This window comes from Gilliamella mensalis, assembly GCF_900103085.1.
Lineage (GTDB): Bacteria > Pseudomonadota > Gammaproteobacteria > Enterobacterales > Orbaceae > Gilliamella > Gilliamella mensalis.
Genome location: NZ_FMWR01000008.1, coordinates 32526 through 55309, shown reverse-complemented (window position 1 = coordinate 55309; position 22784 = coordinate 32526). Strand labels below are relative to the sequence as shown.

Genomic DNA, 22784 nt, shown 5'->3' with positions numbered 1-22784 from the left:
AAATTAAATTATGAAGAATAGTAGGGGATTTTTAAATATAAGAAAAGTTTTTTTGATAAATCACCATAATTATAAAAAGGCTATTTACACTAAACTTAAGTTCAAATGAAAAGTGTAATTGCTAGCAATTACACTTTGTTTATATTAATTATGTTAGTTGTGTTAGTAATGCTTTAGAAATACTTTAAAAACTTTTTGCTAATCGCTCAACTGACTTTTTGGCGCCAGTATCCCGCAAAGATAAATAAGCTTTAGTTACCTGCTCAACAAAACGTGGATTATTAGGTAAATCATAACCAAATACTTGTGACAATGACAAAAACGATTCTACCCGATTTTCACTATTTTGGCTATTTATCACTAATTGTTTTAACTTACTGCTCATTGGATCACTTATTTCAATTGTCTTACCAACATCATCTGTACCACTTACATACCGCATCCAAGCGGCAATGCCTAGAGCTAAACAATCAAAAGGTGTGTTATTCGCTAAATGGAAACGGACTGAATCGAGCATACGTTGAGGTAATTTTAAAGTGCCATCCATGGCTATTTGCCAAGTACGATGTTTTAACCCTGTATTGCGATAACGATCAAGCAACGAATCGGCATAAGCCTGTAAATCAACTCCTTTTACTCGTAATGTAGTTGCTTGCTCATTTATCATCAAATGTTTTGCTGCCTTCACATAATTAGGATCTTGCATACATTCATCAATATGTAAATATCCTGCTAAATAGCCTAAATAAGCCAAAAACGAGTGACTACCATTTAACATGCGTAGCTTCATCTCTTCATAAGGCAAGACATCACTAACAAGTTCAGCACCAGCTTTTTGCCACTCGGGTCTGCCGGCAACAAAGTTATCTTCAATCACCCATTGCTTAAATGGCTCACCGGCAACGCCCGCCGGATCTTCAATACCACCCAGTTGTTTTTGGATTTTTTCCATGGTTTCAGGTGTCACAGCAGGTACAATTCGGTCAACCATCGTTGATGGGAATGTCACGTTTTGCTCTATCCAACTAGCCAAACTTTGATCACGTTGTTTGGCTAACGCCAAAACAACATTACGTGTCACATGACCATTTTCTGGCATATTATCACAAGACATTACCGTAAACGGTTTTAAACCTTTTTCTTTACGTAAACGTAATGCCTCAACGATCAGACCCGGAACAGTTTTCGGTTTAGCTGCATTTTCAATATCGTGTTTAATCAACGGATTATTTAGATCAATTGATGCCGTTGACGGTAAATAACAATATCCCTTTTCAGTAACAGTTATTGAAATGATAGCGATTTCAGGGCGTGTCATAACTTCTAATATTTTTGCAATACCATCAATATCAGCATGTAATGCCTCTTTGGCGACCCCTACAACTCGCGAGTTCCAATTATCATAAGCCATTTCACACACACTAAATAGGTAATCTTGCTGCTTTAAATCTTCAATTTGTTTTTCACCGCCGATTAAATTAACTTCACAATATCCCCAATCACTGCCATACTTTGCTGCCAAAATGTCAGTAAAAACAGCTTGATGAGCACGATGAAAAGCACCAAAACCAAGATGAACTATTTTAGTTTTAAGCTTATTTCTATCATAATTTGGTACAACTACCTTTTCAGGTAGTTGTGATAACGTTTGATTTGATAATTTCATTATTTTCCCTTTAAAGCATTAAATTATAATGCGGCATCATTTAAATCGGACAAATCACGATCTTTAACTTCCGGCATAAAAATCGCAGATATCAAGCCAATACAAGAATAAACTATAATCATAGCAACAATAGGCCACCAATCATTAACAATATTGCAGAAAATTCCAGCTAACATAGGACCAAATCCAACAGCAATAAGACCTCCGGCTTCTTTAGATATTGCCATTTGAGTAAAGCGATTACGAGCACCAAACATTTCAGCCATAGTAATATTTTCTAGCGCAAATAACCCTAGTACTGCAATGTTATGAATAATAATTAAACATAACATTATGGTATTTACAGAATGATTTTTATCAACAACAATCGATAACATTGGGTAAGCAAGAATAATTGCCAAAACGGTCAAAACAATATATGGGATTCGTCGACCTATTTTATCAGATAACCATCCTAAAAAAGGAATTGTGACAAATCCTACAATCGAACTAATCATTAATGCATCTGTCGGTATCCCTTTTTCGAATAATAAAGCTTGCACTAAGTAGCCAGCTAAAAAAGTTTGAATTAGCCCAGAATTTCCTGCCTGACCAAAGCGTAAACCTGTTGCGAGCCAAAATGATTTACTTTTTATCATTTCAGCTAATGAAATATGTTTGATTACCAGCCTATTATTCATTGATTGAGTATTGACATTATTGACGCCATCAAATACAGGGCTTTCTTTCAAGTTCATTCTAAGCCATATAGCAAAAATCATAACAAGCGCACTAGCAAGAAAAGGGATTCTCCATCCCCATGCAATTAGCTGTTCTTTATCTAACAAGAAAAACATAATAGCCCAAATTGCAGTAGCACTTAGTGTTCCACAGTTAGTACCCATTGCAACTAAAGAAGAAATAATTCCTCTTTTCCCTTTAGGCGCATATTCTGCAAGCATAGTGCCCGCCCCTGAAATTTCAGCACCGGCTCCCAAACCTTGAACAATCCGTAAGATAACTAGCATTAAAGGAGCCAAAATACCTACTTGAGCATAAGTCGGTAATACACCGATTAATGTTGTACAAATACCCATCATAGTAATTGTTATAAATAAAACTTTTTTTCGACCAATCGCATCACCCATTCGTCCAAAGATAAAGGCACCAACAATGCGAGCAATGTATCCTGCACCATAGGTTCCCATTGCTAAAATTAGTGCCATAATTGCCGATTGTTCAGGAAAAAATATTTCACGAAATACTAGTGCTGCACCTAAAGAATATAATTGAAAGTCCATAAATTCTAATGCTGTTCCAAGCCATCCAGAAACAGCTGCTTTAACTAAATCTGAAGCATTTCTTTCACATTTATCATTTCCTATACTGTTCATATTTCGCTCTCTTTATAATTTTGTATATAATTAGGATCACTCATAAAATTGAGCTTAAAAATCTCCAACTAAAAAGTTAGTAATACCTTGCAACACTGTTTTTGATCTTTTTCAAAGATCTCTATCGCTTGAATGGCTTGTATATAATCAAATTGGTGAGTAATTAATTTTTGTGGAGCGATTAATTTTTTCTTAAGCCAATCAATAACTACTGGAAATTTATTAGCATTTAATCGAGAGGAAAAAATAGATAACTCTTTACTTGTAATACTTTGCTGAGTTATTTGACATATATCACTTGAAAACCCCATAATCAAGATTCTGGCTGCTGGCGATGCAACGTCAATAGCTTCTTGTAATATGGCTGGGTGACAGGCTGCATCTATAATAACCGTCGGTTTAATACTGAGCTTATCCAGCTCATCTTTTAAAGATAAACAGGTATTGTTTATTACTCTGTCAGCACCACTAATTTTTGCCATATTTAAACGTTCTTCAATTCGATCAACAACAATGACCTCTTTAACGTTATAAACTCCTTTTAATACTTGTACTGAAGTTAGCCCCATAGGTCCTGCACCATAAATTAATGCAATATCATTTTCGGTTGGTTTTAAATGGCTGGCTGCATTTGCTGCGATAGTAAATGGTTCAATCATCACTGCAAACTCATCACTAATTTCATCTGGGATAACATAAGCATTTTTACTTGGAACTACTGCGTACTGACTAAATCCACCATCTCGATGAACCCCCAATACAGTGAGAGAGGTACAAACATTAGGACGACCAGCTAAACAAGGATAACAATGCCCACAACTAATAACAGGATCGACTGATACTCGCTCTCCAATTCTAGATCTATCAACTCCTTCACCAACTTCATCAATCACACCAAAAAATTCATGACCAATAACTCTTGGATATTTAACAAAAGGATTATGTCCTCGATATATGTGACTGTCAGATCCACAAATACCTGCTAATTTTACTTTTACTCTTACTTCCCCATTTGCAGGCTGAGGAACCTTTCGTTCCTCAATTACCAATTCATTAGGTTGTTTGATTACAATACTTTTCATATAACCTCCTATAATTTACCAATTCCACAACGTGCCATCTTCTAAACGAGCAATCGGTAAGTAAGCTGGGTTGTATGGATATTTCTCGGCAAGTTTTTCATCAAAATCGATACCAAGACCTGGTTTATCGCTTGGGTGCATATAACCATCATTAAAAGTCCAGTTTGGTGAAAAAACTTCTAGCATTTGCTCTGAATAACCCATAAATTCTTGCACACCAAAATTAGGTACCCACATATCAAAATGCAGTGCGGCTGCATGGCAAATTGGGGATAAATCAGATGGTCCGTGCGATCCTGTTCTTACTTGATAAAGGGCGGCAAAATCAGCAATACGACGCATATGGGTAATACCGCCTGCATGGGTAATTGTAGTTCGAATGTAATCTATCAATTGCTCTTGAATAAGTTGTTTGCAATCCCATATGCTATTAAACACTTCACCAACTGCAATTGGGGTGACTGTGTGTTGACGTATTAATCGGAAACATTCTTGATTTTCAGCAGGCGTTGGATCTTCCATCCAAAACAGCCTGTAATCTTCTATACTTTTCCCAAAACGAGCCGCTTCGATTGGTGTTAAACGGTGATGCATGTCGTGCAGTAGATGCTCATTAAAACCAAATTTATTGCGTACGGCATCAAACAATTTAGGCATAAAATCGAGGTATTTCTCTGTTGCCCAACATTGTTCTTCTGGGTAATTTCCACGCGTGGCGGGTTCGTAAGCTAGGTTTTTCCCTTTACTTTGACCATAGGTGGTCTTCATTCCTGGTATACCACATTGCACTCGAATTGCTTTAAACCCCATTTCCTTATGTTTAGCATAGTCATCTAATGCTTCGTCAATGCTTGCACCAGTGGTATGACAGTAAACCATAACGCCTGTGCGAGATGCGCCACCTAATAGCTGGTAAAGAGGCATGTTGGCTAATTTGCCTTTAATATCCCACAGTGCCATATCAACAGCCGCAATAGCCGACATAGTCACAGGACCACGACGCCAGTAGGCGCCTTTATAGAAATATTGAAAGATGTCTTCTATTTGATGTGGATCGCGCCCAATGAGTTGAGGGCACAGGTGATCTTTAAGATAAGATGCTACGGCTAATTCACGCCCATTAAGTGTTGCATCACCAACTCCATAAATGCCTTCATCAGTGGTAATTTTTAATGTAACAAAATTTCTTCCTGGACTGCATACAAAAACGTCTGCTTTTACAATTTTCATCCAATACCTCTTGTGTAAATTTAAGCATCCTAAAAATAACCGCGCAACAACTACCATACAAGTAGAGTTGTATGTTTTTGTGAGCTTAATCACAGAAAAAACGTTTTTTGTTAAAAAGTTTCAGAAAAGATACTGTTTAAGTATAAAAAAAGAGATAAAAAGAGAGTAAAGCTGCAATACGCTCTTCTTTTAAGAGTATTAACGATATAATAAAACCTATTACGACTGGATTTTAACTGTTACAGCTACCAGTTTTTAAATCAACATGCTTTGTAATTAATGGACTATACTTTGATATTATTAATAGATAATTATGATTCTTTTACATTTAATATTAACGATTATTTATGCCAAGTTGGCGCAAAAGTTAAAGTCATCAAAAACGACGAACTGACAATTGAACAAGTAAAGGAACTCGGCTTTTCTAAAATTATCATTTCCCCTGGCCCAGGAGCACCAATTAATGCAGGAATATCACTTGCTGTGATTGCTGAATTTGCTCATATTTGCCCGATATTGGGAATTTGTTTAGGACATCAAGCCATTGCACAATATTATGGTTACCGCATTGCCAAAGCACCAATACCGATGCACGGTAAAGTCGATGAAATAACGCATGATGGTCAAGGGTTATTTAAGGGAGTCAAAAACCCGCTTTCAGTGGTTCGCTATCATTCATTGATTGCATGTGATAATTTTTCACAAAAAAATTCTCACCTAGTTGTAACTGCTCGAAACAATCAAGGATTGATTATGGGATTGCGTCATAAAACATTACCCATTGAGTCAGTTCAATTCCACCCTGAAGCGATAAAAACCGAATCAGGTTTACAAATGATTAATAATTTTGTCCATGAGCAATCTTAATATGAAAATTTATATAGATTTTGAAAGTCAGCATAAATATTTTTGCAATCCTATCGCCATTTTAAGATCGAATGATTACTCGACAATTCAACAACAATTCGAATTAATCGAAAAATTTACCCAACAAGGTTTTTATGCGGTTGGGTATCTCGCTTATGAAAGTGCAACGGGGTTAAATAGTGAAAATAAAACAAAATATAATGATGAGGTCCATCAAGGTTTGCCACTATTGTTATTTGGTATTTTTGATCATTTTTCTATGGTTGAACAAGTAGAACTCAATGATTATACACCGCCAAGCTTTAATTTAATAAGCGATACATCAAGAGATGAATATAATCAAAAAATTGACTTTATTCGATCACAAATTGAATCAGGCAATACTTATCAAACCAACTATACTATTCAATTTACCGCACCATTTAATGAAAGCGCTATTGATTATTACCACTTTCTACAAAAAAACAATCAGGCAGATTATTGCGCTTATCTTGAGTTTGACGATTATCATATTTTATCGATTTCGCCGGAATTATTCTTTAAGTTAGACAATAACATTATTACGACAAAACCAATGAAAGGAACAACCGCACGTGGCTTAAATAATCAACAAGATAAACGACAATTAGAGTTGTTATTTTCTGAAAAAAATCAAGCTGAAAACATGATGATTGTTGATTTGTTGCGTAATGATTTAAGTCGCATTGCAAAACCAGGAACGGTGACAGTGCCTAAATTATTTTCAGCGGAAAAATATCCAACCGTTTGGCAATTGACTTCAACGATTCAAGCTGAAATGAAGGAAGATGTTAGTTTATATCAAATTTTTCAAGCCCTATTCCCTTGTGGCTCAATTACCGGTGCCCCAAAAACCAGTACCATGCAAATTATCACAGATATTGAAAACTCCCAACGGGGTGTTTACTGTGGAACAATTGGTTATATTGAACCTTATATAAATAAAGCTATATTTAATATCCCAATTCGTACATTAACCATACACAATCAACAGATGCGCTATGGTGTTGGAGGTGGGATCACCTGGGATTCAACATCTCAAGACGAATATAGTGAGATCTTAGCGAAAACAGCCATTTTGAATCGCACTATTTCTACCCCCAAATATATTATTGAATCATTGTTGCTTGAAAAAGGGCAATTTTTATTATTAGATGAACATTTAAGCAGACTTGCTCAATCAGCTAATTATTTTGATTTTAACTGTGACATTCATGCAATTAAGATGCAACTTATTAAGTTAGCAAATTCAATGCCTAACAGCCTTTATAAAGTGAGAATTTTACAGCAAAAAGATGGGGACTATACCATTAGCCAAGATATAATTAATAACCCAATGAAAATTAATGAAATTCATCTGGCAACACAATGTGTTAATACCCAAAATGTGTATTTATATCATAAAACTTCCAATCGTGAGCACTTCCCAGATTTAACTGTAGGAAAAGAATATATTAATTTTAATCAATACAATGAGATAACTGAGTTTGTTAATGGTAACCTTGCGCTATTGATTAATGATCAATGGGTGACACCTAAAAAAGAATCGGGATTATTAGCTGGAACCATGCGACAATTTTATGTGGATCACAATCAATTGTTAGAAAAAACGATTTTAAAAGATGATCTGATAAATGCTGAAAAAATCGCTTTTATCAATAGTGTTCGTAAATGGGTGAACATTGATGATAAGGTTTTTAGTCAATTTAAATTGGCATTAAGATCTACTGGCATTTAAGTGTATACATTCCGCCAGCACGCTGACGGAATGTGAGTGTTACACTAATGTTTTATTGAGTTTGCAAAGTCTAGCTCTTCATCTTGCCACCCTTTCGATAGCGCTTTAACTAGAGCTTCATAGCCATTGGTTGCTAAAGGAACATGGCGTTCAAATGGTTTGGTTTCAATATTATTTTTAGTGTCAGTAACAACCCATCGGCCTTTAATTATCGCATCACCCGTATAACTGCCATGAAAACTATCTATAAATAATTTTACCGTTAGTGTTGGTGTTGTAATTAACTTACTGGATACTAAATAATTAGGTAACATAGCCGTTAAATCCTGCGTTAATCGGTCTTGAAGCTGCTGAGATAACGTTGATACCCATAAATGGTTGATTGCTGTTTCGTATTTGATATTATCGGTTTGTAATACAATACCCGGTTTATTTAAAAAACTCGCCACATCAACTGACTCAATCCAAATAAATTGATTCGTGGTTTTCATGTTTTGCGATACAGGAATCTGTGAATTGCTAGTGAGTTGAAAATAACTTTTACTCGGGATGCTAGCTGAGCAACCCACTAATATAGCAAATAATGGCATAAATACGACTATAAGCAGTTTTTTATATATTCTGTTCATTATTTTTTACCTTTTGCTTGAGGTTCTTGGTCTTTCTTCGATGGAGCAGAAAAAATTAGTGCATTACTCTTATCATTAAGCGTGTTGAGTAATGGAGTGAGTTCATCCATCATATGTTGCACTTTTTGCAAACTCTCCTTCATTTGATTGTTGAGCTCAGAACCTGGTTGTAATCCTTTCATTGTTTCATTTAATGAACGTAATGTTTTTTGCAGATCTTTTGGCATATTTTGCATCTCTTTACTCGCCATAATCTGATTCAATGATTTCATTAACTGTTGACTTGACGCTAATGATTGATTGAACTGTGATAGGGTATTGTTAAGCGGTAAATTATTAAAATTATCCAGCAATTGCATAATTTTTGCTTGCATTTGCGCAATTCCAGTCGACGTTGTCTCAATGGTATCGTAACCAAATTGTTTTTCCATTTTTGGATCATATTTATTTTTTAAATCAGGATAAAAATCAAGATCTATATACAGTGCGCCTGTGAACATGTTTGAGGTTTTTAGTGAGGCTCTTAACCCATTTTTTTGCTCTCTCATAATCAATGTGGCAATGTCGACCTTTTCATCAACCAGTTCAGATAAACGATCGGGTTCGATCCTAATGAGTACCGGCACACTTTTATTTAAAATAGATGATTTTTCTAACATTTCTGCAGTATAAAATGGTACTTTAGATACCGTACCTAGCCTAATACCATGATATTCCACCGGTACACCTTCGGTTAATCCTGATATGGAATCAGAAATCATAATAAGAAACTCTTTATATTCAGTATATTGTGAGTCTTGGATAGCTTTTTTATCTTCATATAATTTATAAACTGCATTTTGCTCAGCTGGCGCACCTAATTTGGAACCTTCAGGTAAATCAAAGCTAATTCCACCAGACATTAATACATCTAAAGAAGGCACATCTAAGTTTGCGCCTTGAGATGAAAGTGTTAAGTTGATCCCTCCCTCTTTCCAAAAGCGAACATTTTGTGTTACTAGCACATCGTAAGGCTTAGTAATAAAAATTTGATATTTCATCTTGCGTGATTCAATATCAAATTCTGAGGTCTCAACATTACCTACGCGATAACCGTGAAACATAATAGAAGCACCTCGAGGAATCACACCATTTTGCTCACTTTCTAAATTTAGACGAAGACCTTGAATACTTGGATCGGACAATGGTGGATTATCCGATAGCACGAAAGGTTTATGTTGAAAACTATGCGTATCATTTCCCGCAGCTAATTCTATATAAACGCCCGATAAAATAGTGCCTAATCCAGTCACCCCATCGCGACCAATTTCCGGCTTGACCACCCAAAAAATCGAATCATTTTTAAGTAGCGGTTCCATATCATTATAAATACGACCTTTTATTACTACTTGTTTATAGTCATTAGATAAAGTCACTTCATCAACTATACCTACATCAACACTACGGTTTTTAATTACCGTTTTTCCAGCAATAATGCCACTTGCATCTTTAGCAAGCAATGTGAATGAGGTACCTCTATCGGCAAAATGAGCATAGATTATCCAAAGACCCACAATTGCAGTTACGATGGGAATAATCCATATTGCTGAAATAGCTCTAATTTTAATTATTTTTGCTAATTTACTTGATGTTGCCATATTGTTCCTATTGATTTATTTTCTATTTTGCGGACGATCCCAAATTAACCGAGGATCAAATTTTTGTGATGCAATCATCGTGATAATAACGACAGTTGCAAAAAATGTAACACCAATATCTGGGTAAACGCCCATCATTTGCTGATTTCTAACTAAAGAACAAATAACAGCAACCACGAATATATCAATCATTGACCATTTACCAATAAACTCAACAGCAGTGTACAATTTTTTCATTTTTAAACAATCATGTTTATTTTTCTTTTTTACCGTTAGTGCAAAATAGCAAAGCCAACTAAGTGCAATTATTTTTAAGATCGGAATGACGACACTAGCGATAAAAATGACAAGAGCAACAGGTATATCACCGGCTTGCCACATATAAATGACACCATCCATAATAGTCGATGTTGATGACGACCCAAAAACAACGGTTATCATAATTCCAAATAAATTAGCGGGAATGTAAAGAATTAATGAAGTAACCAATAAGGCTAAGGTCCATTGTAGTTTATCACGATCTCTGATTTTGCTTTTTTGCTTACACCTTGGACATTTTACATAATGCTCAGGCAATATAGCCTGACAGCATTTACATAGTTTTAAATTTTGACAAATACCTGTTTTACCGACTTTTAGTGTATTGGTAACAAAGTTATTACGATGAATTTCATTCCAAATTGTTTCCGGCGAAAAAATCACTAAAGACTTTATATAAAAAAAGACAAATAGACAGAACGCCCAAAATGGACCAGTCACACCAATACTGCCATAACTCATTAATTTAACAAAACTAACTAAAATACCAGTAAGAAATATTTCAGGCATACACCAATGCTGGCACTTTTCATAAACAATAAGCAGATCTCGTTTGCGGTACTTTGTTAATTGTAGTTTGGAGCAGAGCAAAACAATAATTGATAAATTTAATATAGGAAAAAGTAAAACAAACAAGATAAAAAGTGCTGAAATATAACTATATTTATCAAAAAAAAGGGTTTTAGGAATATCTAATACGCTAACACCAATGAAATTCCCCACAATGCGAATATCAATAAAGATAAAACCAAAAGCTACAATAATCATAATTAGAGAACAGATTGCATACATAGCTGCGCTAAACTTCATATTACTATTATTTTTAGCTAAGGTCGTATTACAACGAGGGCAAACAGCTTTATGCCCTATAGTTATATCGGATAACTCTATAACCAAATCACAGTGTGAGCATAAAACATAATGTTGTTTATCAATAATCATTATTATCCTTTGTTTGATGTATATTTTAACCTATAGAACTATTTCAGATTAATGTAACGTTTAAGTATAAAAACTGATAAATTATTTTTAAATAATTACCTTAACAAATAAAATTAGGTTAAAAACACTTCAAATCTAATTATGTCAAATTGATCATTATTAGATTTTGTATATAACAATTTTTATAAAATACACTACTTTTCTTATTTATATTTAAACAATCATTATTAGTTTACAATTGCTCAGGTATTATAAGCATAAAATTAATAGAATAATCCAATAAATTTAATCTTGAATATCAATATTTCATCACCATCTGTTAGTTTTAACTATTGCACCAAAATGGATTACTCTTAAAAAAATGGTGAATAAGCTCCCATAATGAATTCACTATCTGTTATATATAAAAAACTTGATACTGTATAATAATACAGTATAATATATCCATATCCTAACTCATTGGAATTTTATAATATGAACGAAAATAAACAACGCGCACTTTCAGCTGCATTAAGTCAAATAGAAAAACAATTCGGTAAAGGTTCCATTATGCGTTTAGGGGATACCCAAACGTTAGATGTGGATGCGGTATCTACTGGTTCTTTAGGACTCGATATTGCATTAGGTATTGGCGGCTTACCAATGGGCCGAATCGTTGAAATTTTTGGGCCAGAATCATCAGGTAAAACAACGCTTACCTTATCGGTTATCGCGCAAGCTCAAAAAGAAGGTAAAACGTGTGCATTTATTGATGCTGAACATGCGCTCGATCCAATTTATGCTGCAAAATTAGGCGTACAAGTCGACGACTTATTAGTGTCTCAACCTGATACAGGTGAACAAGCACTTGAAATTTGTGATGCCTTAGTTCGTTCTGGTGCCGTTGATGTGATTATTGTCGACTCGGTTGCTGCTTTAACACCAAAGGCTGAAATTGAAGGAGAAATGGGCGATTCTCATATGGGATTACAAGCCCGCTTGATGTCACAAGCATTACGCAAATTAACTGCAAATATCAAAAATGCCAATTGTTTAGTTGTATTTATTAACCAAATTCGTATGAAGATTGGTGTTATGTTTGGTAATCCAGAAACTACAACTGGTGGCAATGCACTTAAATTCTATGCATCAGTACGTTTAGATATTCGACGAACAGGTGCAGTAAAAGAAGGCGAAGATGTGATTGGTAGTGATACACGTGTAAAAGTGGTTAAAAATAAAGTGGCAGCGCCTTTTAGACAGGCCGAGTTTCAAATTCTTTATGGTTGCGGTATTTCTAAAGAGGGTGAATTAATTGACTTAGGGGTTAAAAATAAATTGGTCGATAAAGCCGGTGCATGGTATAGCTACAATGGTGAAAAAGTGGGTCAAGGCAAAGCTAACTCAATTAAGTTTTTACAAGAACATCCCGAAATTGCTAAAGAACTTGAAACCAAACTACGTGAGTTGCTACTAAATAGCCCTGCTGTTTTTACAGCTGATGACGAAAATATTTCATCAGAGGATGAAAGCATTGAATAATGAGAAAAAACTCAACAAATTAATCCTAAATAAAGCTGTGCAGTTACTTGCACAGCGCGATCACTCTTCGTATGAGCTAAGCCAAAAAATAACATTCTTTTTTACAAAGAAACAACAAAGCACAGATGAAGAATATCATGACCAGTTAGCCAAACTAAAAACAGAAATACGAGATGTAATTGAGGATTGTATTAATCAAAATTGGATTAATGATGAGAAATATATTGAAAAATATATTGTTATGCGTGCCAATAAAGGTTACGGAAAATATAAAATTGCAATGGAACTTAAACAACGCGGTTTATCCGTTGATTTAAGCCAACAACAATTGCAAATGGCCAATATCAACTGGGGCAATCTAGCGTATGAACAATTGCTAAAAAAGCTAAAACAAATTGATTCTAAAAATAACAATAAAAAACAAAAAGGTATTCAATTTTTAATGGCAAGAGGTTATACGCAAGATGATATTAAAACTGCATACAATTTATTGACTTAAATAATGATAATATCTAGAATACAATATATACAATTTAACAAGACCGATTACAAATAAAAGCTCACTAATTCTTTTTTATTTTTTCCTTATTTACTTGTAATATTAATTAGCTCCACCTCAATATAAGAATATTTACTTTTCAACTTTTATTGTAACGGGTATATTACTATGTTTAAACCTCTATCGTTTTATATGGAAGAATAAATGAAAAGCACTGCAGAAATTCGTCAAAATTTTCTTGACTTTTTCCGTGGCAAAGGACATGAAGTTGTCTCAAGTAGTTCCCTTGTTCCACACAATGATCCAACACTATTGTTTACTAATGCTGGAATGAATCAATTTAAAGATGTATTTCTAGGTGTTGATAAGCGTTCTTATACAAGAGCAACGACATCACAACGTTGCGTCCGTGCTGGTGGTAAACATAATGATTTAGATAATGTTGGCTATACAGCTCGGCATCATACTTTTTTTGAAATGTTAGGAAATTTTAGTTTCGGCGACTATTTTAAGCATGATGCAATACATTTTGCATGGGAATTATTAACCAGTAAAGAGTGGTTTAATCTACCTAAAGATAAGTTAACCGTCACCGTTTATGAGACAGATGACGAAGCCTATGCAATCTGGGAAAAAGAGATTGGTATACCTAAAGAACGCATAGTTCGTATTGGTGATAATAAAGGTGCTCCATATGCCTCGGATAATTTCTGGCAGATGGGTGATACTGGGCCTTGTGGTCCTTGTACCGAAATTTTCTATGATCATGGTGATCATATTTGGGGCGGACCTCCTGGTAGTGCAGAAGAAGATGGTGACCGATTTATCGAAATTTGGAACATTGTCTTTATGCAATTTAATCGCCATCCTGACGGCACAATGGAGCCATTACCTAAACCGTCTGTTGATACTGGTATGGGGCTAGAACGCATTGCAGCAGTATTGCAACATGTCAACTCTAATTATGAAATAGATCTGTTCAAAAAATTAATTAATGATGCAGCCAATGTTATTCAAACTAAAGATTTAGAAAATAAATCTTTACGCGTTATTGCTGACCATATTCGTTCTTGCGCATTTCTAATTTCAGATGGGGTATTACCTTCAAATGAAGGCCGAGGTTATGTTTTAAGACGTATTATTCGACGTGCTGTGCGCCATGGGCACATGCTGGGTGCAAAAAATATTTTCTTCTACAAGCTCGTTAAACCATTAATTGATGTGATGGGAAGCGCAGCGGTTGAACTAGAAAAAAATCAAAAATTAGTGGAAGATGCGCTCAAAATCGAAGAAGAACAGTTTTTAAAAACATTGGAACGCGGTTTATTTTTGCTCGATCAAGAATTAGTCAAACTAACCGATCAAGTATTACCTGGTGATATTGCATTTAAACTTTATGATACTTACGGCTTCCCGCTAGATTTAACGGCGGATGTATGTCGCGAAAAAAATATTACTATTGATGAAGCGGGTTTTAATCATTGCATGGAAGAGCAAAGAAAACGAGCGCGCGAATCAAGCTCATTTAATGTCGATTATAGCAATGTTATTAAACTTGATGATAAAACTGAGTTTTTAGGCTATCAGGCAACAGAATCCTTAGGAAAAGTTATTGCTATATTTAAAAATGGCCAGAAGGTTGAAAATATTAGTGCTGGTGATGAAGCTATCGTCGTTTTAGACAAAACACCATTTTATGGAGAATCAGGTGGTCAAATTGGTGATAAAGGTTTATTAACTGCAGCTAATCTTGAATTTAGCGTTTTTGATAGCCAAAAATATGGTAAAAGTATTGGCCATTTAGGAAAACTAATTAAAGGTTCTTTAAAAATTGGCGATAATATCACTGCAGCTATTGATATCGAATTACGCGAACGTATTCGCCGTAATCATTCTGCTACACATTTATTACAAGCGGCTTTACAACGTGTTTTAGGTAACCATGTTCATCAAAAAGGATCTTTAGTTAATGATACCTATCTGCGTTTTGACTTTTCACATAATCAAGCCATTACACCAGAACAAATTATTGAAATAGAGAACTTAGTAAATCAACAGATTCGTCATAATTTACCAGTAAATATTGAGCTAATGCCAATTGATAAGGCTAAAGATAAAGGCGCTATGGCTTTATTTGGTGAAAAATATGAAGATATTGTTAGAGTTCTAACAATGGGTGATTTTTCAATTGAACTTTGTGGTGGTACTCACGTAGATAGAACTGGTGATATTGGTTTATTTAAAATAATATCAGAGTCAAGCATTGCATCTGGTGTACGCCGTATCGAGGCAACATCAGGACAAAATGCCATGGATCTGATACATAATGAATCCAACTTATTAACTCAAATTGGACAATTAGTTAAAACTGACAAATCTGCAGTTATAACACGCATTGAACAATTGCTCGATCAAACTAAACTGCTTGAAAGAACAATTGAACAATTAAAAGCACAGAAAGCTAGCCAAGAAAGTACACAATTGCTTAATCAATGTGAAACAATCAATAGCAAAAATTTGCTCATTGCTAAACTTGATAACGTCGACGCAAAATTATTACGGACGATGATTGATGATCTTAAAAATCAATTAAAAACAGGTGTAATTATTTTAGCTGCCGTTAATGATAGTAAAATTAATTTAGCTGCTGGTGTAACCAATGATTTAGTCAATATTGTTAAAGCAGGCGAATTAGTTTCTCAATTAGCTTTAAAAATAGGTGGTAAAGGTGGTGGGCGACCTGATTTTGCTCAAGCAGGTGGAATGGATCTTTCAGCATTACCAGAAGCGTTATCTTCTGTGAAAAAGGAAATCAGTAATAAATTACAAGCAAGTTAGCCAGATACACTCAAGTGTTTGTTAATAAAATATTAGAGTTTTTCTGTAAAATTCCGTCTTTCTGTCTTATTGATGGGCGCTGACGAAGCTATATATTAAAATTGTTTGGATATATACTTAACTGATATTAGGAGATCTAATGTTAATTTTAACTAGGAGAGTAGGTGAAACACTAATAATTGGTGACGATGTAGTTATTACCATCTTGGGCGTAAAAGGTAATCAAGTCAGAGTTGGTATTAATGCACCTAAAGAAGTTTCTATTCATAGAGAAGAGATATATAACAAAATTCATCAACCACAAGATACAAATGATGAATTATCCGAGCCCAGAGGGTAATATTGGGCAGGAAATAAACAACTAGCACACATAAACAAAAAAATGTTTGACTTATTTTTTGTAAAAAGTAATATGTGCGCCACACATTATGATTTTGTTGTTCAAGAGAGATTATAATGTTTTGGTGAGATGGCCGAGAGGCTGAAGGCGCTCCCCTGCTAAGGGAGTATGCGGTCAAAAGCTGCATCGAGGGTTCGAATCCCTCTCTCACCGCCATTTTTAAAAATTAAAATATGCATCCGTAGCTCAGCTGGATAGAGTACCCGGCTACGAACCGGGCGGTCAGGGGTTCGAATCCCTTCGGATGCACCATTTAGGTTGAATCCCGATATAATTCTAGTATACTAAGCTCTCAAATTTTAATATCAATAAATCAATCTACTTTTTTTGATTTATATGTTCTGTTATCTATATTAGAATAACAATAAAGTAGAAAGATATTACCTAATTAATAATGGACATTATGTATGTTGGACCCAAATTTACTCCGAAATGAATTGGATCTTGTCGCTAATAAATTAGCGCGTCGTGGATTTAAATTAGATGTTGATACTATTGGTCATCTAGAAGAAAAGCGCAAGGTATTACAAGTTGAAACAGAAAGCTTGCAGGCTGAACGTAACGCTCGCTCAAAAGCTATTGGTCAAGCAAAGGCTCGTGGTGAAGATATCACAGCTGTACGTGAAGAAGTCAACAAACTAGGTGAAAAACTTAATAGCGCAAAAACAGAGCTTGATACATTACTCAATCAAATTAAAGATATTGCCTCTACTATCCCAAACATTCCTGATGATTCTGTACCTGATGGTAAAGATGAAAATGATAATATCGAAATATCACGTTTTGGTACACCAAGAACATTTGATTTTCCAATTCAAGATCACGTTGCATTAGGTGAACGTTTTGGTGGGCTTGATTTTGCAGCTGGCGTAAAACTAACAGGCGCCCGTTTTGTGGTTATGAAATCACAAATAGCACGCTTGCATCGTGCTATCACCCAATTTATGTTAGATTTACACACCGAACAACACGGCTATGCCGAAATTTATGTGCCTTATCTTGTAAATCAAGCAACACTTTTTGGTACAGGACAATTACCTAAATTTGCAGGTGATTTATTTCATACGAAACCACTAGATGAAGAAGCTGATAGTAGCAATTATGCATTAATTCCAACTGCTGAAGTGCCAGTCACTAACCTTGTACGTGATGAAATTCTTGATGAAAGTGTATTACCATTAAAAATGACAGCGCATACTCCTTGCTTCCGTTCTGAGGCAGGATCTTATGGCAAAGACACTCGTGGCTTAATTCGTATGCATCAATTTGATAAAGTAGAATTGGTTCAAATTGTTAAGCCTGAAGAGTCTATGAAAGCGCTAGAGGAGCTAACTGCTCACGCAGAAAAAGTACTACAATTACTTGAACTGCCATATCGAAAAATTGTACTGTGTACTGGTGATATGGGCTTTGGTTCATGTAAAACCTATGATCTTGAAGTATGGGTACCTGCTCAAAATACCTATCGTGAGATCTCTTCTTGTTCAAATATGTGGGATTTCCAAGCTCGACGTATGCAAGCTCGTTATCGTAATAAAGCTGACAATAAAACATATTTAGTCCATACACTAAATGGTTCTGGATTAGCAGTTGGTCGAACGCTGGTTGCCATTATGGAAAACTATCAACAAGCAGATGGTTCAATTAAAGTTCCATCAGTTTTAGTACCTTATATGAATGGTGTTGAGTTTATTAAATAAACCTCCCCTTCTGATGTAGATATAGCGCTACTTGTTAGCGCTTTTTTATTAATAACGGTGAACAAAATGATAAAAGGTGTAGCGCTTTCAATACTGGCATCATGTTTATTTGGGCTACTTTATTACTATCCCGTTTTATTACATCCCTTATCTGTTGTTGATATTTTTTGTTGGCGATTATTAACTTCATTTCCTGCAATAGTTGTATTAATCATTGCAGGAAAACAGTGGTCAGCTATAACTACTCTTTTTAGTCGAATAAAACAACAACCACTTTTTTTATTGGGGTTATTATTATCTTCGACTTTGCTTACAATACAGATGATGATTTTTATCTGGGCACCACTTAATGGGCATGGATTATCAGCCTCATTAGGCTATTTTTTATTACCATTAGCAATGGTGATTTCTGGACAGTTCGTTTATAAAGAAAAGCTCAGTTTTTTACAAAAAATTGCGGTTGGACTTGCTGTATTAGGCGTTGCTATTGAAATCTACATTACAGGTGCATTTTCATGGGAAACCGCTGTTATTGCTCTAGGGTATCCAATATACTTTATATTAAGGCGCAAATTGCAAATAGATGGCATTTCTGGCACCTTTTCTGACTTTTTGTTTATCTTCCTAGGGTGCCTAGTATATTGTGCTTTAAATTATCGTTTAGAGAAAGTAATCAGTGATCTTTCTCATTTCCATATTTATATACCTATGTTAGGCATCATCACTGCTGTAGCTTTTGCTATGTATTTTGTTGCAAGTCGTTTACTACCCATGGGATTATTTGGTTTATTGGGATATGTAGAACCCATACTACTAACAATTATTTCGATAGTATTTTTACATGAAACAGTCTCATCAAAGCATATTGTGTCATATGGATTTATTTGGCTATCGGTTAGTATTCTAGCTTTGGAGGGTGGAATTTTTGTTATGCGAGCAATAAAACGCAAAAGAATTTAAGGGATACAAAAGGCACAATTTATTGTGCCTTTTGTCAAACAGCTGATCTATTATTTACTAAATGTGACATAATGACCATAGCTTTCTAAAATACTTTGGATCCTATCGAGCGTTTCTCTTGGTGGTGCCTCAACACCTTCCAGCTTATATTTATCGCCAAGCGTATCCCATTTATAAGCGCCCAATTTATGATAAGCAAGTAATTCAACACGCTCAATATTATTCATACCTTGTATAAATTTACCCAGCAGATGAGCGGAATCATCATCATCAGTCCATCCTGGAACAACCACATAACGAATCCATGTTTTTTTATTTATTTTTTGTAAATATTTAGCAAACTCAAGAACCCGCTTATTAGGGACGCCAACTAATTTTTGATGAATTTCATCATTGACTTGTTTTAAGTCAAGCATGACTAAATCGGTCACTTCTAAAAGTTCATAAAGGACATGATCGAGTTGCCTTGCATAACCATTTGTATCTAAACAAGTACTGATACCTTCTTGATGACAAGCTTTAAACCATTCTGTAACAAATTCAGCTTGTAGCGTTGCCTCACCACCAGAAGCCGTTACGCCACCGCCATTAGGCATAATAAAACTCTTGTAAGAAACAATCTCCTTCATCAATTCATCAACAGTGACTTCTTTTCCTGCTTTTAAATCCCAAGTATCACGATTATGGCAGTATAAACAACGCATTAAACAGCCTTGAAAAAAGACAATAAAGCGAATTCCTGGTCCATCAACAGTGCCAAAGGATTCAAAAGAGTGCATGCGGCCTTTAATAGGTGATTTGGTTGTCATAATAATATTTTGTTGTTCCATAGATAATCTCTAATCATTGCTCATATTGCTTTTTAATAATTTTAACTCCGATAATATCTGGCTTACACCAATTGTACTAATCGTCCGAATTATATTTTGTTTAATTATATCGAATAAATACCAACAATATTCAATTATCGGCATCATATTGATATTTAATTAAAATTAACATAAATATTATTTTTAGCTTGATAAAAAAATAGCGCCCTTAAGGACGCTATTTCGGTTAAGTTAATCATTAACTAAATTACATTGCTTGCGTAAATGTACGACTAATTACGTCATTTTGCTGCTCTTTAGTTAAAGAATTGAAACGTACCGCATATCCAGAAACACGAATAGTTAATTGTGGATATTTTTCAGGATGTTCCATTGCATCTAATAATGTATCACGATTTAATACGTTAACATTTAGATGTTGACCACCTTCAACTGTTGCTTCGTGATGGAAGTAACCATCCATTAAACCAGCTAAGTTACGTTTACGCGCACTATCATCTTTCCCTAATGCATTTGGAACGATAGAGAAAGTATAAGAAATACCGTCTTTAGCATAAGCAAATGGTAATTTAGCAACAGAGGTTAATGAAGCAACCGCACCTTTTTGGTCACGTCCGTGCATTGGATTAGCACCCGGTCCAAATGGTGCACCAGCACGACGACCATCAGGAGTATTACCAGTTTTCTTACCATAAACAACGTTTGAAGTAATAGTTAATACTGACTGAGTAGGAATTGCATTACGATAAGTTTTAAGTTTTTGAATTTTCTTCATGAAACGTTCAACTAGATCAACAGCAATATCATCGACTCGTGGATCATTGTTACCAAATTGTGGATATTCACCTTCGATTTCAAAGTCAGTCGCTAAACCATCTTCATCACGAATAGTTTTTACTTTTGCATATTTAATCGCAGAAAGTGAGTCAGCCGCAACAGAAAGACCCGCAATACCACATGCCATAGTACGAATAACATCACGATCATGTAATGCCATTAATGATGCTTCATAACTATATTTATCATGCATGTAGTGAATAGCGTTTAATGCTGTTACGTATTGTTTTGCTAACCAATCCATAAAGTGATCTAAACGTGCAAATACTGTATCAAAATCTAAATATTCATCAGTAATTGGCGCTTCTTTAGGACCAACTTGCATTTTTAATTTTTCATCCACACCGCCGTTGATTGCGTATAGAAGTGTTTTAGCAAGGTTTGCACGCGCACCAAAGAATTGCATTTGTTTACCCACAATCATTGGGCTTACACAACATGCAATAGCATAGTCATCATTATTAAAGTCAGGACGCATTAAATCATCATTTTCATATTGTAATGATGAAGTATCAATTGATACTTTTGATGCGAACTCTTTAAATCCACTTGGTAATTTTTCAGACCAAAGGATAGTCATATTAGGTTCTGGTGATGGACCCATTGTATATAAAGTATTTAAGAAACGGAAAGAAGTCTTAGTAACTAAAGTACGACCATCAACCCCCATACCTGCGATAGATTCAGTTGCCCAAATTGGATCGCCAGAGAATAACTCATCATATTCAGGAGTACGTAAGAAACGAACCATACGTAATTTCATAACGAAATGGTCAACAATTTCTTGCGCATCTTTTTCAGTAATTAATCCTGCTTGAAGATCACGTTGGAAGTAAATATCAAAGAAAGTCGACGTACGACCTAATGACATTGCTGCACCATTTTGTGATTTAACCGCAGCTAAATAACCAAAGTATGTCCATTGCACGGCTTCTTGTGCAGTTTTAGCTGGCGCTGAAATATCGTAACCATATTTAGCGGCCATTTCTTTAATTTGACCAAGCGCACGATGTTGTTCTGCGATTTCTTCACGACGTTGCATAGTCATTGCTAAATCAACACCGTTTTCGAAATCTGCTTGTAATGAATTGAACTGTGCAAATTTGTCTTGCATTAAGTAGTCAATACCGTAAAGCGCAACACGACGGTAATCACCAATAATACGACCTCGACCATAAGCATCAGGAAGACCAGTGATAACACCTGATTTACGACAACGAAGAATATCTGGTGTATAGATATCAAAAACACCTTGGTTATGTGTTTTACGGTATTCTGTGAAGATTTTTTTAACTAAAGGATCAAGAGTTCTATTATAAGCTTTACAAGAATTCTCGATCATTTTGATACCACCAAACGGAATAATTGCACGTTTTAGTGGTTTTTCAGTTTGTAAACCAACAATTTTTTCTAAATCTTTTTCAATATAACCTGCATCATGAGCAGTAATTGTCGAAATAACACTAGTATCAAAATCCACAGGAGCATGGGTAGCATTTTCAATTTTAATGCCTTCCATTACTTTATCCCATAACTTAGTTGTAGCTTCGGTAGCACCAGCTAAGAAAGACTCATCGCCTTCATATGGCGTGTAGTTTTTTTGAATAAAATCGCGGACATTAACATTATTTTGCCAATCACCATCTTTAAATCCTTTCCAAGCAACTGCTTGTACTTCGTTTAAATTACTCATAATTTT

The 22784-nt window shown here is 35.0% G+C and carries 17 protein-coding genes and 2 tRNA genes; 10 read left to right on the top strand and 9 right to left on the bottom strand.

Translation table 11 applies throughout. The features are described from left to right. Positions 1-184: 184 nt before the first annotated feature. The 4 genes from BQ5209_RS04185 to manD form a co-directional block, all read right to left on the bottom strand. Positions 185-1666, bottom strand: a complete 1482-nt coding sequence (locus tag BQ5209_RS04185) for a mannitol dehydrogenase family protein (protein WP_085247299.1) — start codon at positions 1664-1666, stop codon at positions 185-187. 23 nt (positions 1667-1689) lie between these two features. Then, positions 1690-3039 carry an MFS transporter gene (locus BQ5209_RS04180; protein WP_085247298.1) on the bottom strand — a complete coding sequence of 450 codons (1350 nt, stop codon included), beginning with the start codon at positions 3037-3039 and terminating at the stop codon, positions 1690-1692. Between the two features lie 68 nt (positions 3040-3107). Then, complete coding sequence (locus BQ5209_RS04175; RefSeq protein ID WP_085247297.1) at positions 3108-4121, bottom strand: Zn-dependent oxidoreductase; 1014 nt, start codon at positions 4119-4121, stop codon at positions 3108-3110. Positions 4122-4136: 15 nt separating this feature from the next. After that, on the bottom strand, positions 4137-5351 hold the full coding sequence (manD, locus tag BQ5209_RS04170; RefSeq protein ID WP_085247296.1) for a D-mannonate dehydratase ManD: 1215 nt from the start codon (positions 5349-5351) through the stop codon (positions 4137-4139). Between the two features lie 291 nt (positions 5352-5642). Between manD and BQ5209_RS04165 the strand changes: the two genes are divergently transcribed. Further along, a complete protein-coding gene (locus tag BQ5209_RS04165; RefSeq protein WP_143421844.1) occupies positions 5643-6218 on the top strand; it encodes an anthranilate synthase component II in 576 nt (191 codons plus the stop codon). Between the two features lies 1 nt (position 6219). Next, positions 6220-7974, top strand: coding sequence for an aminodeoxychorismate synthase component I (gene pabB, locus BQ5209_RS04160; RefSeq protein ID WP_167370309.1), 1755 nt, complete (start codon positions 6220-6222; stop codon positions 7972-7974). A 44-nt stretch (positions 7975-8018) separates the two neighbouring features. Here pabB and BQ5209_RS04155 read toward each other — a convergent pair whose 3' ends face one another. From BQ5209_RS04155 to BQ5209_RS04145, 3 genes are read right to left on the bottom strand one after another with little or no spacing between them, the layout of a single operon-like run. Then, positions 8019-8603, bottom strand: a complete 585-nt coding sequence (locus tag BQ5209_RS04155; RefSeq protein ID WP_085247293.1) for a PqiC family protein — start codon at positions 8601-8603, stop codon at positions 8019-8021. Then, a complete protein-coding gene (gene pqiB / locus BQ5209_RS04150; protein ID WP_085247292.1) occupies positions 8603-10240 on the bottom strand; it encodes an intermembrane transport protein PqiB in 1638 nt (545 codons plus the stop codon). Before pqiB ends, BQ5209_RS04155 begins: the two co-directional genes overlap by 1 nt. Before the next feature lie 15 nt (positions 10241-10255). Beyond that, on the bottom strand, positions 10256-11500 hold the full coding sequence (locus BQ5209_RS04145; RefSeq protein WP_085247291.1) for a PqiA/YebS family transporter subunit: 1245 nt from the start codon (positions 11498-11500) through the stop codon (positions 10256-10258). A gap of 474 nt (positions 11501-11974) precedes the next feature. Here BQ5209_RS04145 and recA point away from each other — a divergent pair, with 474 nt between their 5' ends. The 8 genes from recA to rarD all read left to right on the top strand — a co-directional run bounded on the left by recA (position 11975) and on the right by rarD (position 19418). Further along, positions 11975-13021, top strand: coding sequence for a recombinase RecA (gene recA, locus BQ5209_RS04140; protein WP_085247290.1), 1047 nt, complete (start codon positions 11975-11977; stop codon positions 13019-13021). After that, the gene (locus BQ5209_RS04135; protein ID WP_167370308.1) at positions 13014-13520 is read left to right on the top strand and encodes a regulatory protein RecX; all 507 of its coding nucleotides are present in this window, start codon (positions 13014-13016) and stop codon (positions 13518-13520) included. Before recA ends, BQ5209_RS04135 begins: the two co-directional genes overlap by 8 nt. Before the next feature lie 204 nt (positions 13521-13724). After that, the gene (alaS, locus tag BQ5209_RS04130) at positions 13725-16358 is read left to right on the top strand and encodes an alanine--tRNA ligase (RefSeq protein ID WP_085247288.1); all 2634 of its coding nucleotides are present in this window, start codon (positions 13725-13727) and stop codon (positions 16356-16358) included. Between the two features lie 139 nt (positions 16359-16497). Continuing rightward, the gene (gene csrA, locus BQ5209_RS04125) at positions 16498-16698 is read left to right on the top strand and encodes a carbon storage regulator CsrA (protein ID WP_085247287.1); all 201 of its coding nucleotides are present in this window, start codon (positions 16498-16500) and stop codon (positions 16696-16698) included. A 123-nt stretch (positions 16699-16821) separates the two neighbouring features. Then, positions 16822-16914: transfer RNA gene (locus BQ5209_RS04120), tRNA-Ser, on the top strand. A 19-nt stretch (positions 16915-16933) separates the two neighbouring features. After that, positions 16934-17010 (top strand) — tRNA-Arg (locus tag BQ5209_RS04115). A 155-nt stretch (positions 17011-17165) separates the two neighbouring features. Next, positions 17166-18458: a serine--tRNA ligase gene (serS, locus tag BQ5209_RS04110; protein WP_085247286.1), complete on the top strand. Its 1293-nt coding sequence runs from the start codon at positions 17166-17168 to the stop codon at positions 18456-18458. 66 nt (positions 18459-18524) lie between these two features. Continuing rightward, the gene (gene rarD / locus BQ5209_RS04105; protein ID WP_085247285.1) at positions 18525-19418 is read left to right on the top strand and encodes an EamA family transporter RarD; all 894 of its coding nucleotides are present in this window, start codon (positions 18525-18527) and stop codon (positions 19416-19418) included. A gap of 50 nt (positions 19419-19468) precedes the next feature. Here the strand turns inward: rarD and pflA are convergent, their stop codons facing one another. Continuing rightward, positions 19469-20248, bottom strand: a complete 780-nt coding sequence (pflA, locus tag BQ5209_RS04100) for a pyruvate formate lyase 1-activating protein (RefSeq protein ID WP_244168440.1) — start codon at positions 20246-20248, stop codon at positions 19469-19471. A 247-nt stretch (positions 20249-20495) separates the two neighbouring features. Next, positions 20496-22778 carry a formate C-acetyltransferase gene (pflB, locus tag BQ5209_RS04095; protein WP_085247284.1) on the bottom strand — a complete coding sequence of 761 codons (2283 nt, stop codon included), beginning with the start codon at positions 22776-22778 and terminating at the stop codon, positions 20496-20498. Positions 22779-22784: the final 6 nt, after the last annotated feature.